Origin of the sequence: Micromonospora deserti (genome assembly GCF_003236335.1) — a bacterium.
Taxonomy (GTDB): domain Bacteria; phylum Actinomycetota; class Actinomycetes; order Mycobacteriales; family Micromonosporaceae; genus Micromonospora; species Micromonospora deserti.
Window position 1 is genome coordinate 1 of record NZ_POUB01000203.1, and the last position, 11,093, is coordinate 11,093.

Here is an 11,093-nt window from a genome sequence, read left to right on the forward strand (position 1 = left end):
CTCCAGGCCGTGCCGGCCGCCCGCCGCCTGGTGCGTCGCGACGACCGCTGCGTGGTCATGCACGCCGGGACCATCGGCGCCCGGCACGGCCTGGAGACGGCGGTACGGGCGGCCGCGGCGCTGGACCGCACGATGGACCTCGTCCTGGTGGGCTCGGGCGCGGACGAGCGGCGGGTGCGGGGGCTCGCCGCCGAACTGCGGGCCGACAATGTCCGGTTCGTGGAGCGCCGCCCACCGCCGGAGATGCCGGACCTCTACGCGGTCGCGGACTATCAGCTGGTCATGCTGCGCGACCTGCCCGCGCTGCGCAGCACCCTGCCGGCCAAGCTCCAGGCGGTGTTGTCCTGCGCGGCGCCGGTGGTGGCCTCCGCCGCTGGCGACACCGCCGAGGTGGTCGAGCGGGCGCGGGCCGGGCTGTCCTGCCCGCCGGAGGACTGGGCCTCCCTGGCCGACCGGTTCTGGTTGGCCGCCACGATCCCCCCGGCGGCCCGGGCGGACATGGGCCGGCGGGGCCGCGAGGCGTACCTGCGGGAGATGTCGATGCCGGCGGGCGTGGACCGGATCGAGCGGCTGCTGTATGAGGCGGTGGCGGGGCGTGCCGGGGCACCCTGACCGGATCGACCGCGAGCACCGGCGCGCGGACCCGCCGGGGGTGATCGCGAGAGGTTCTCTAAAAGGGTCAAAGAACGCCATAGAGGCACGATCCCGAACGTTACATGCTAAGAACGTCGGAGAAATGCTGCCTTCTGTCCGGTTCCACGAAACGGAGTGTGGTGTGACCCAGAGCGAGAGACCGCGTCGACGACGTGGCCGGTCCCGGCGGCGCCGCCGGCTTCGGCTGCGCCGTGCCCTGCTCGCCAGCCTGGTGGTCGGCTCGCTGCTGCTGGTGACCGGCGGCTGGGTCGGCTTCCGGGGCTGGCAGGCCCGCGCCCACCTGCTCAACGCCGCCGGGCTGGCCCGCGAGCTGAGCGCCCAGGTGGTCAGCGGCGACACCGGGCGGGCGCAGCGCACGCTCGCCGCGCTGCAGGAGCAGTCCGCGGCGGCCCGGGCGGCGACCGGCGACCCGGGTTGGTGGCTCGGCCGGCACACCCCGTTCGTCGGGGACAACCTGGCGGCGGTGCGGCAGATTTCGGTCGCGATCGACGACCTGGCCCGCACGGCGTTCCCGCCGCTGCTCCGTACCGACCTCACCGACCTGGTGCCCGCGGGTGGGCGGTTGGACCCGGCCGGGCTGCGTACCGTCTCCGCGCAGCTGTCCAGCGTGGACGACACGGTCCAGCAGACCCGGGCGAGTCTCGCCGCGGTGCCGACCGACGGCCTGGTCGGCCAGGTTCGCGAGGCGCTGACCGACCTGCGGGGCGAGATCGACCGGCTGGCCGCGCTCACCGCCGCGGCGGACCAGGCCAGCCGGTTGCTGCCGCCCCTGTTGGGTGTCGACGGCCCCCGCCGCTACCTGCTGGTGTTTCAGAATCCCGCCGAACTACGGGCCACCGGCGGCATGGTCGGCGCGTACGCGGTGATCCACGCCGAGGACGGCCGGATCCGGTTGGGCCGGCAGGGCACCAGCGCCGCGTTCGGCCACTTCCTGCCGCCGCTCAAGGTCCCCCCCGAGGTGCGGGCCATCTGGACCGACCTGCCCGGGATCTATCCGGCGGACGTCAACCTGACGCCGCACTTCCCGACCGCCGCCGCGCTGTACCGGGAGATGTTCCGGCGGCGGACCGGCGGCACCGTCGACGGCGTCCTCGCCGTGGACCCGGTGGTGCTGTCGTACCTGTTGAAGGCCACCGGTCCGGTGTCGGTGCCCGGCGGTCTCACGCTGGCCAGCGACACAGCCGTGCGGACCCTGCTCAGCGACAGCTACCAGCGGATGGACAACGACCGGCAGGACGCCTTCTTCGCCGCGTCCGCCGCCGGCGTCTTCAATGCCCTTTTGAAGGAAAACATTAACTCAAGGGCCTTGTTGTCCGCTTTTGACCGTGCCGTCACCGAACGCCGGATATTGTTCTGGAGTGCCCGACCAGAGGAACAGCGGACGTTCGGCGACAGCCGGATTGCCGGGACGCTTCCGGAACGGGACACCGTGCCGACGGTCGGCGTGTTCCTCAACGACGGCAGCGGCGCGAAGCTCGGCTACTACCTGCGACCGGCGGCGACCCTGACGGTCGGCGATTGCCGGCCCGACGGGCGTCGTGAGCTCCGGCTGCGGGTGACCCTGCACTCGGCGGCACCGAAGTCCGGTCTGAGCAAGTCGGTCACCGGTCTCGCTTTGGCAGGCGATCCGTACACCGTCAGGACGCTGGTCTCGGTCTACAGCCCCGCCGGCGGGGCGGTGCTCGGAGCCCGCCTCGACGGCGTCGAGACGCCGATGAGCAGCGGCGCCGAGCGGGGTCGTCGCGTCGGCAGGGCCACCGCCGACGTCGGCCCGGGTGCCTCCCGCACGTTGGAGGTCACCCTGCTGACGGCGAAGACCGGCGCCGGAGCAGCCGAGCTCTGGCTCACGCCCACCGCCACCCCATGGACCACCCATGTTGTTACCGCACCAAGCTGTGACCAGTAGGAGGGAACCAATCATGCGGCTATCCCGCATCATCATGGCGCTCACGGTCGGCCTGGCCGTGGTGGCCGTGCCGACCGCAGCGGGGGCGGCGCAGCCGCAGCCCGAGCCGACGGCGACGCAGCCACCGCCATACCCGCAACCGGCGGCCCTTACCGCCCCACCTGTCGTCGCCCCGGGGCAGACCTTCGCGGTCACCGGTACCGGATTCCTGCCCGGCGAGCAAGTCCGGATCGTGGTCTCGTTCGAGTCCGCGGTTCCGGTCGCCGCCCCGCTGCCAGGCCAGGCCCGCCGCAGCGACGGCACCACCATCGCAATGGCACCGGTGGCGGCCCGGCAGCCGCAGCCGCCGGCCGCTCGTATCGTGACGGCAGACGCGGAGGGTGACTTCAGCACCACGTACCGGCTGGACTCCGTCGGCGTTTACCGCTTCGTCGCGACCGGCCTCACGTCCGGCCGCACGGCGAGCACGACGGTCACGGTGCGCGGCGCGCCCCCGCTGCCCGTGACAGGAAGCAGCGTGGGCACGCCAATGAAGATCGGCGGTGGGCTGGTCGGCGCCGGTGCCGTGCTGCTGCTGATGACGCTGGCCTGGCGCAAGCGCCACCACCTCGGCATCGGAGCCGCACGCTGACCCTGAGCCACCGGGCAGGGCCCGGACACCTCGGTCGCTGACGCCCGTCGGACACCTCCGACGGGCGCCAGCGCATGCTCGCCCGGCTCCGCAACCAGCGGAGCCGGGTCACCCGGGTGACCGGAACGACCACGACTCGCCCGGCCTGTTCCGGCAGCGTCCTCTTCAGCGGGCGGGCCCGGCCGCGACCCGCCGCCGCCCGCCGGGGGCGTACGGCGGCGGTGGTCAGCGGCGGCGGCCTCGGATGATGTCGACCATGGCGCCGACCAGCGCCAGCGCGACGATCCCGGCGGCGAGCAGCAGCGCGCGGCGGAAGGCGACTGTCCAGTCGCCGTGGCTGGCGGCCAGCGAGGAGAAGAAGACCGAGCCGACGGCGGCGATGCCGGCGGCGGAGCCGATGCGCTGGCCGGTCTGCAGCATGCCGGCGCCGCCGCCCGCCTGCGGCACCGGCACCTGGGAGAGGGTGAGCGTCTGGTTCGGCGCGATCACCAGACCGCTGCCCAGGCCGGCGACCAGCAGCGGTCCGGCGGTCAGCCACGGCACGTGGGCCGGCGCGGGTGCCACCTCCAGGACCAGCACCACCGCACCGAGCCCCGCCACCACGGCGACCAGCCCGACGGCGACCAGCGGGCGGCCGTAGCGGTCGACGATCCGGCCGCCGACCGCGGACGCGGCGGCCGACCCGAGCGCGAACGGGGTGATCGCCAGGCCGGCTACGAGCGCGCTGTAGCCGAGACCGCTCTGCAGGTAGAGCGCGAAGATGAAGAAGATCGCGGTGAAGCCGCCGAAGTAGACCAGCGCGATCAGCGACCCCAGGGTGTACGACCGGAACCGGAACAGCCGCAGGTCGAACAGCGGCTCGTGCCGGCGGGCGTACCACCGCTCCCAGCCGCCGAAGCCGGCCAGCACGAGCATCCCGGCGAGGACGAGCAGCCAGGTCGCCGGGCCGCGCCGCTGGTCCAGCTGCACCAGCGGCAGCAGCACCAGCACCACGCCGACCGCGAGCAGCAGCACGCCGAGCGGGTCGAGCCGGCGGTGGTCGGGCCGACCCCGCCGGCGGCCGGGGAGCAGGCGCCGGCCGAGGACGACGGCGAGGATGCCGACCGGGACGTTGACGAAGAAGACCCACCGCCAGCCGTGTTCGGCGCCCCCGACGGCGATCAGCAGACCACCGAGCAGCGGGCCGACCGCGGTGGAGATGCCGATGGTGGCGCCGAGCAGACCGAACGGGCGACCCCGTTCGGGCCCGCGGAACAGCTCCTGGATGAGGCCGGTGACCTGCGGGTTGACCACGCCGGCGGCGGCGCCCTGGACGAGCCGGGCGGCGACCAGCCACTCGGGCGAGCGGGCCAGCCCGGCCAGCGCGCTTGCCACGGTGAACAGCGTGATGCCCAGGATGAACACGTTGCGCCGGCCCCGGGCGTCGCCGAAGCGGCCCGCCGGCACCAGCACCAGCCCGAACGCCAGGGCGTACCCGGAGAGCACCCACTGCAGGTCGCTGGGGGAGGCACGTAGCGCCCGGTCGATCGACGGTACGGCGACGTTGACGATGCTCACGTCGAGCAGTGTCATGAAGGCGGCGACCAGCCCCACCCCGAGGGCGTGCCAGCGCCGCCGGTCGTCCGGCGACGTGGTGGCGCCGGCCGGTCGCGGCGTACGTGCCGTGCTCATCCGGCCTTCCGCGGGCGGGCGGTCCGGCACTGTCGACCGCTACCCCGGCCCGCGGGAGGCCAACCGTCGCGGGACGCGCCGGGGATCACGCCATCTGGCGGGCGCAGAACCGGGGGCCGAAGTCCAGCCCGGCCATCGGCGAGTCCTCCCGGTGCAGCAGGTTCTTCTCGGTGAGCAGGTGCAGTGGGGCGTGCAACTGCTCCTCAGTCAGCCCGGCCTCCTCGGCGATCAGGTCCGGGTACGGCACGTGGCCGCGCGCCTCCAGCGCGGCGACCGCCTGGTACACCCGTTCCTCGACGTCCGACAGTTGCACCTGCTGCATGGCTTCCTCCTTCGGTTCCCGCCTGTGCGCAGGCGGCCTGCGCTGCGCCGGTTACCCGGCCGATGACCGAAGATGCCCACCGATCGGGCGGTCGCGACGGCGCCGGGGCGGCGGCGGGGCCGGGCTCGCCGGCGACCGGTTGCCCTAAGCTGCAGCAGTGGTCGTCTGGGATCTGGCCGTGGTGGGTGGCGGCCCCGCCGGGCTCTCCGCCGCGTACGCCGCCGCCCGTGCGGGCGTGCGCACCCTGGTGGTCGAGCGGGCCGTCCATCCCCGCTACAAGACGTGCGGGGGCGGGCTGATCGGCACCTCGCTCGCGGCGGTGAGGGGCCGGATCGAGGTGCCCGCGCACGACCGGGTCGACACGGTCACCTTCACCCGGGACGGGCGACGCGCGTTCACCCGCCGGCATGCCGACGGTCCGCTGGTGACCATGGTGCGCCGGGAGGAGTTCGACACCCGGCTGCGGGCGGCGGCGGTGGGCGCCGGCGTCGAGGTCCGCGAGCGCGTCGCGGTCCGCGCCGTGGAGCAGGACCCCGACGTGGTACGGCTGCGGCTGGCGGACGGCGGGACGGTGCACGCCCGCACGGTGGTGGGCGCGGACGGCTCGGCCGGCGTCACCGGCCGGCACGTGGGTGTCCGCCACCGGCAGGTCGACCTGGGGCTGGAGTGGGAGCTGCCGATCCCGGCCGAGGAGCAGGCCCGCTGGCGGGGCCGGCTGCTGCTGGACTGGGGTCCGCTGCCCGGCTCGTACGCCTGGGTCTTCCCGAAACGCGACCTGCTCACCGTCGGCGTGATCGCCGCGCGGGGCGCGGGGGAGCGGACCCGGGAGTACCTGCGCGGTTTCGTCGAGCGGCTCGGGCTCGGCGGCATCGTGCCGGCGCACGACTCCGGTCACCTGACCCGCTGCCGGGCCGAGGGCTCGCCGCTGCGCCGTGGTCGGGTGCTGGTGGTCGGCGACGCCGCCGGGCTGCTGGAACCGTGGAGCCGGGAGGGGATCAGCCACGCGCTGCGCTCCGGTGAGCTCGCCGGCGCCGCCGTAGCCGCCGGCGACCTGGCCGGTTACGACCGGGCGGTGGTGCGGGACCTGGTGCCGGCGATGCGGGCCGGGCACCGGTTGCTGGAGGTCTTCTCCCGCCGCCCCGAGGTCTTCCACGCCCTGCTGGCCACGCCCCCGGGCTGGCGGATGTTCGTCCGGTTCTGCCAGGGACAGGCCACCTTCGACGAGACGCTGACCCGGGCCCCGGTGCGGGCCGCGCTGGCGCTGCTGGACCGCCTCCCCGCGCCGCGGCGCCCGGCGACTAGACTCAGATCATGATCAACTGGGTGGATGTCCACAACAACGACTTCGCCGTGCCGGCCGGGCACGCCCTGGACGACCTGGTCGCCGAGTTGTCCGCCGCGCTGCGCGACCCGGATCCGGAAATCCGGGACGGCGCCCCCTACGTGGTGCTGGAGACCTGGATAGCCCGGGGTGTCATCGACGCCGACCGGCGAGATGCGCTGGGTGACGTGATGGCCGACCGGTTCACCGACCCCGAGGTGCAGGCCCGCGCCTTCGCCCCGCTGGTTCTCGACATGATCGTCCGGCAGGGGGACCTGCGGCCGTCCTGGCTGGCCGCCTTCACCGCCTGGTACCCCGCCGAGGACGACCTGCGTGGGTGGGACGCGAAGCTCGGCTGGCTGCACGCGGTGGCGCACGGAGCGGACCTGCTCGCCACCTTTGGCCGGCACCCCGACGTCGACCCGGCGGCGATGCTGGGCCTGGCCGCCGCCCGCCTGGTCGCCCCGACCGACCACGTCTGGGCCGAGCAGGAGGACGACCGGCTGGCCCGCGCGCTCGCCCTGGTACTCGCCCGCCCCGAGCTGACCGAGCAGGACGCGCTGCGCTGGCTGGACCTGATCGAGGCGGACTTCGGGACCAAGCCGCGGGGGAACACGCCGGCCCGGATGTCGAACGCGATGCGGACCCTTCGGGCCCTCTACGTCCTGTCCGACACCGACACCGGCATCGCCGCGCACCCTGGTCCAGCGCCGCTCGTGCCGACCCACCGCGACGCGGTCAAGGCTCGGCTCGTCGAGGTCCTCGCCCCGGTCTTCCAGCACCACTGAGTCCGACTGTCACCGGCGGGAGGTTGATCGTCCGGCATTCGTCCTCGCCGGCAGCGGACGTAGTAGCCCACCCAGGATCCTAGGACACCTTACGCGGAGTGACGGCGCCGACGGCAGACCAGAACGTCCCGCAACCGACACGGTGCATGTCTCCACTCCGCGACGGGACCCGCCGGTGGCCGCATCCCCGACGGCGGAGAATGACGGCGTGGGTGGGGAACGAGATGGCCGAGTCGCCGTTCAGCGAGGAGGAGTACGCCTTCCTGCGTCACGTCCGGTTCGGCGAACCGCCGAAGCTGGTCCGCCCAGAGGAGCGGGTCGAGCTGACCGAGACCGATCCCCGGCGGGACCGCCCCGAGCCGGCCGGCGACTCGACCCGGTGGGAGCTGCGGAACGGAGCCTGACCGGGCCGACCGGTGGTCTGCCAACCGGGACGGGTCCGGCCGTCGGCCCGCCCCCGGGTCGGGCTCCGAGACGCGGACGGTCCGCGGGCGGGGCGCCCACGGACCGTCCGGCGACCGGGGTCAGAAGACCGGCACGCCCTCGCGTACCAGCTTCCAGCTCGGCTGGTGGAAGTCGGCCGGGTCGATCACACCCTTGGCCTGCGCCCAGTCGATGAGCAGCTGGCGGATCTCCTGCTGCTCGTTGTAGACCTGGGCCTTCACGATGCCGGGGAAGTTGCCGCCGCCGCTGCGCCGGTAGTTGTTCACCGCCACCACGAACTGCGCGTCGTCGGTGACCGGGGTGTCGGTGCCGGGCAGCACCAGGCGGGTGATCCGCTGGCCGATCGGCCTGGCGATGTCGATGTCGTAGTCCAGACCGGAGATGACGTCGTAGTTGTAGTCCGGCACGGCCGGGTCGCTGATCTGCTCCGGCTCGGCCGGGGCGCCCGGGGCGAGGGTGCGGAAGTACTTCGCCGAGTACTCCAGGTAGGTGCGCACCTCGGCGCCGCTGAGCACGACCGCCTCGAGGGTGTTGTCGTAGACGTACAGCCCAGCGACGTCGCGGATCTTCACGTCACCGGCGGGGAAGACCGCGGTCCGGCTGAACGGCGCGGCGATCGACAGCACCGGCAGGCCGGCGTACCGGGTGCCGGCGAGGGCCGTGTTCACCACCTCGGTCTGGACGTGGTTGATGAAGTCCAGGATCGGGGTGTCCCGGTACCGGGACTCCGCCGCGGACAGTTCCACGCTGGACTGCGCGACCACCTGGTTGACGTACGCCACGGTCTTCTGGTGCTGGGCGCGGACGGCCGCGAGGACCTTCGGGTCCTCGACCACCGTGTTGGTGTTCAGCATGGTGGCGGACTTCTTGGTGATCTTCCACCGGCCCTGCTCGCGGGCCAGCGTGAAGTCCATCCGGGTGAGCCGCTGGCCCCACTTGGACGGCTCGGAGAGCAGCACCTGCTCGCCGGTCTGTGCGTTGGTCACGAACCGCTCCACGACCTCGGCGTGCGCGTGGCCGAACAGGATCGCGTCGATGCCGGGGACCTGCTCGGCGATCAGCGCGGTCGGGTTCTCGATCGGCAGTTCCGGGCCGTAGCTGGACGTGCCGGAGTCACCGCCGTGCGCCGAGACCAGCACGATGTCCGCGCCCCGGGCCCGCATGATCGGCACGTACGTCGCCGCGGTGGCGATCATGTCGTCGAACCGGAGCCGGCCCTCCACGTTGGCCCGGTCCCAGATGGCGCTGCCGGGGTTGGTCAGGCCGAGGATGCCGACCCGCAGGGTCGGTGCGGCGAACCCGAGAGAGACCTTCTTGATGATGTACGGCAGGAAGGCCGGCTTGCCGGTGGCGACGTTGACCGCGTTCGCGGCCAGGGCCGGGAAGCCGAGCTGGCGGATCCACAGGTCCAGCAGCGGCAGGCCGTAGTTGAACTCGTGGTTGCCCAGCGTCACCGCGTCGTAGTCGATGACGTTCATCGCCCGGGCCATCGGATGCTTCTCGCCCGTGGTGGTGATCGGCTCCTGCTTGGCGTAGTAGGTGGCGAGCGGGGTGCCCTGGATGGTGTCGCCGGCGTCGAGCACCAGCGTCGCCCGGCCGCGCCGCTCCGCGCGGATCTGGTTGATCAGGGTGGCCAGCTTCGCCACGCCGACGTCGTTGTGCCGGCTGTCGTCGTATTCGGCGTCGGTGTAGTAGTCCCAGTTGTAGACGTTGCCGTGGGTGTCCGAGGTACCGAGCAGGGTGAGGTCCCAGGTCCGCGAGGGGGCCGCGCCGGCCGCCGCGGCGGGGGTGGCGGCGATCAGCGGGGCGGACGCCGCCGCGGCCGCGGCGGCGAGCAGCTGGCGACGCGACGGACCGGTGGGAGAGGTCATGACGTGCCTTTCCGTGGGGGTGAGGGCGCCTGGTGAGCGCCCGAGCGCACCATAACGACCCGCTGTCACTCCTGCCACGGCAGCCCGGGGTGTTGCAGCCCACCGCCCGCCCACCAGGCCCAGCTGTCACACCTCAGTCGTTGTTTCCGCAGCCGGTGGCGGGGTAGGGCGGTCAGGGACGGAGCCGCCGTGGGCGAGGAGGCGTCGGTGAGCGCGGACCAGTTACACCCAGCAGGACCCGAGAGGCCAGTACGGCCAGCGGTCGGGGCAGCCGGGGCAGCACCGGCCGAGCTGGCCCCCGCATACGTCTTCTTCGCCTCCCAGGAGTCCAGCTACGTCACCGGCGAGATCCTCGGGGTGACCGGCGGCCGCCTCACCAAGTGACCACCGCGCCGGACGGTCGTGGGCCGCGGGGACCGTCCGGCGCGGACGCCGGTCAGTGGCGGGCTTGCGGGGGTACGCCACGGGTCGACGGTCCCCAGCCGGCACCGGTGCCGCCGCGGGGGTTGCCGGGCGTGGCGGTCAGCGGGGCCAGGCGGCCAGCCGCTCACGCACCCGGGCGACCGCGGCCGGGCCGAGGCCGTAGCGGGCGAAGCGTTGATCGGGGAGTTGGTCCAGGTAGCGTCCGGCGGCGCGGACGTCCTCCTGGTCCAACGCCGGGTCGAGCTGCCGGGCCAGTTCCAGCAGCTGCGCCACGTCGTAGTGCTCCAGGGCCGCCGAGACGTCGATGTAGTCGCGTACCTCCCGGCGGTTGACCAGCGCCGCGGTCTTGTTCGCCATCAGGTCCCGCACGTCCATCACCGGGCCCAGATCCATCACCACCGGGCTGCGGTGGCGGTCGAGCCGGGCCAGGCTGAGCCGGATCTGCCGGCCTGCCCGACTCACCACGAAGTCCTTCATGTCGCGGGCGAACCCGTCGAAGAGGTCGGCGAGGTCGCTGTCCGGGTCGGCGTCGCTGACCTCGAAACCGGCCCCTTCCAGCGCCGACCGGACTCCGGTGGCCGCCGCCGCGGCCGCGCCCTCGACGTCGGCGAACAGGTCCACGTCCTCGGTGGGACGGGCGACCAGGCCGTGTGCGGCCCAGGCCACCCCGCCGCCGAGTACGAACCGGTGTGGTCCGGCGGCCGACAGGGCCACCCGGGCGACCTCGCGGTAGAACTCGTGCGGGTGGGCGCTGCTCACGCGGTACGCAGGCCCCGGTGGCGGCTCTCCCACGCCTGGCGTACGCCCCGGGGCAGGTTGAGCAGCCGCCACACCCGGCGCAGCGTCCGCCCGTTGATCAGGACGCGGAGATCCTCCGCGCGGGTGGTCTCGCGCAACACGTTCTCGTACATCCAGAGCAGTTGGTCCGGGTCGCCCAGGTCGAACGTGCGATCGGCGTTCCACATCAGCCGTACCGGCAGCTCCACCACGCCGCGGGTGGGGCCGGCGAGCTCGGCGAGGGTACGGGCCACCACGGCGGGGCGACCCGGGCGGGCCAGGTGG

Annotated in this window: 12 protein-coding genes; 7 read left to right on the plus strand and 5 right to left on the minus strand. The window is 73.5% G+C overall.

Features of this window, described 5'->3' with window-relative positions; all coding sequences use genetic code 11:
• The 3 genes from C1I99_RS23260 to C1I99_RS23270 form a co-directional block, all read left to right on the plus strand.
• Positions 1–612, plus strand: a 612-nt coding sequence (locus C1I99_RS23260; protein ID WP_146604031.1) for a glycosyltransferase, incomplete at its 5' end; no start/stop codon positions are given.
• A 163-nt stretch (positions 613–775) separates the two neighbouring features.
• Complete coding sequence (locus tag C1I99_RS23265; RefSeq protein ID WP_233512665.1) at positions 776–2,560, plus strand: DUF4012 domain-containing protein; 1,785 nt, start codon at positions 776–778, stop codon at positions 2,558–2,560.
• A 13-nt stretch (positions 2,561–2,573) separates the two neighbouring features.
• Positions 2,574–3,191: a hypothetical protein gene (locus C1I99_RS23270; protein ID WP_111136338.1), complete on the plus strand. Its 618-nt coding sequence runs from the start codon at positions 2,574–2,576 to the stop codon at positions 3,189–3,191.
• A gap of 225 nt (positions 3,192–3,416) precedes the next feature.
• Here C1I99_RS23270 and C1I99_RS23275 read toward each other — a convergent pair whose 3' ends face one another.
• Both C1I99_RS23275 and C1I99_RS23280 read right to left on the minus strand, forming a co-directional pair.
• Positions 3,417–4,862, minus strand: coding sequence for an MFS transporter (locus tag C1I99_RS23275; protein WP_111136339.1), 1,446 nt, complete (start codon positions 4,860–4,862; stop codon positions 3,417–3,419).
• Between the two features lie 85 nt (positions 4,863–4,947).
• A complete protein-coding gene (locus tag C1I99_RS23280; RefSeq protein WP_111136340.1) occupies positions 4,948–5,184 on the minus strand; it encodes a hypothetical protein in 237 nt (78 codons plus the stop codon).
• Between the two features lie 157 nt (positions 5,185–5,341).
• Here C1I99_RS23280 and C1I99_RS23285 point away from each other — a divergent pair, with 157 nt between their 5' ends.
• The 3 genes from C1I99_RS23285 (at position 5,342) to C1I99_RS23295 (ending at position 7,697) form a co-directional block, all read left to right on the plus strand.
• Positions 5,342–6,499, plus strand: coding sequence for a geranylgeranyl reductase family protein (locus tag C1I99_RS23285; protein ID WP_111136341.1), 1,158 nt, complete (start codon positions 5,342–5,344; stop codon positions 6,497–6,499).
• Positions 6,496–7,293 (plus strand): DUF2785 domain-containing protein, encoded by a 798-nt coding sequence (locus C1I99_RS23290; protein ID WP_111136342.1) that lies wholly within the window; start codon positions 6,496–6,498, stop codon positions 7,291–7,293. The genes C1I99_RS23285 and C1I99_RS23290 overlap by 4 nt, the downstream gene beginning before the upstream one ends.
• Before the next feature lie 212 nt (positions 7,294–7,505).
• Positions 7,506–7,697, plus strand: coding sequence for a hypothetical protein (locus C1I99_RS23295; protein ID WP_233512666.1), 192 nt, complete (start codon positions 7,506–7,508; stop codon positions 7,695–7,697).
• A gap of 120 nt (positions 7,698–7,817) precedes the next feature.
• On the opposite strand, the gene C1I99_RS23300 is transcribed toward C1I99_RS23295, so the two are convergent.
• Entirely contained in the window at positions 7,818–9,608 is a 1,791-nt protein-coding gene (locus C1I99_RS23300; protein ID WP_111136343.1) for a bifunctional metallophosphatase/5'-nucleotidase, read from the minus strand.
• 207 nt (positions 9,609–9,815) lie between these two features.
• Here C1I99_RS23300 and C1I99_RS35240 point away from each other — a divergent pair, with 207 nt between their 5' ends.
• Positions 9,816–9,992 (plus strand): hypothetical protein, encoded by a 177-nt coding sequence (locus tag C1I99_RS35240; protein WP_438941439.1) that lies wholly within the window; start codon positions 9,816–9,818, stop codon positions 9,990–9,992.
• A 138-nt stretch (positions 9,993–10,130) separates the two neighbouring features.
• On the opposite strand, the gene C1I99_RS23310 is transcribed toward C1I99_RS35240, so the two are convergent.
• Both C1I99_RS23310 and C1I99_RS23315 read right to left on the minus strand, forming a co-directional pair.
• Positions 10,131–10,790, minus strand: coding sequence for a nucleotidyl transferase AbiEii/AbiGii toxin family protein (locus C1I99_RS23310; RefSeq protein WP_233512667.1), 660 nt, complete (start codon positions 10,788–10,790; stop codon positions 10,131–10,133).
• Positions 10,787–11,093, minus strand: a 307-nt coding sequence (locus C1I99_RS23315; protein ID WP_233512668.1) for a hypothetical protein, incomplete at its 5' end; no start/stop codon positions are given. The genes C1I99_RS23315 and C1I99_RS23310, both read right to left, overlap by 4 nt.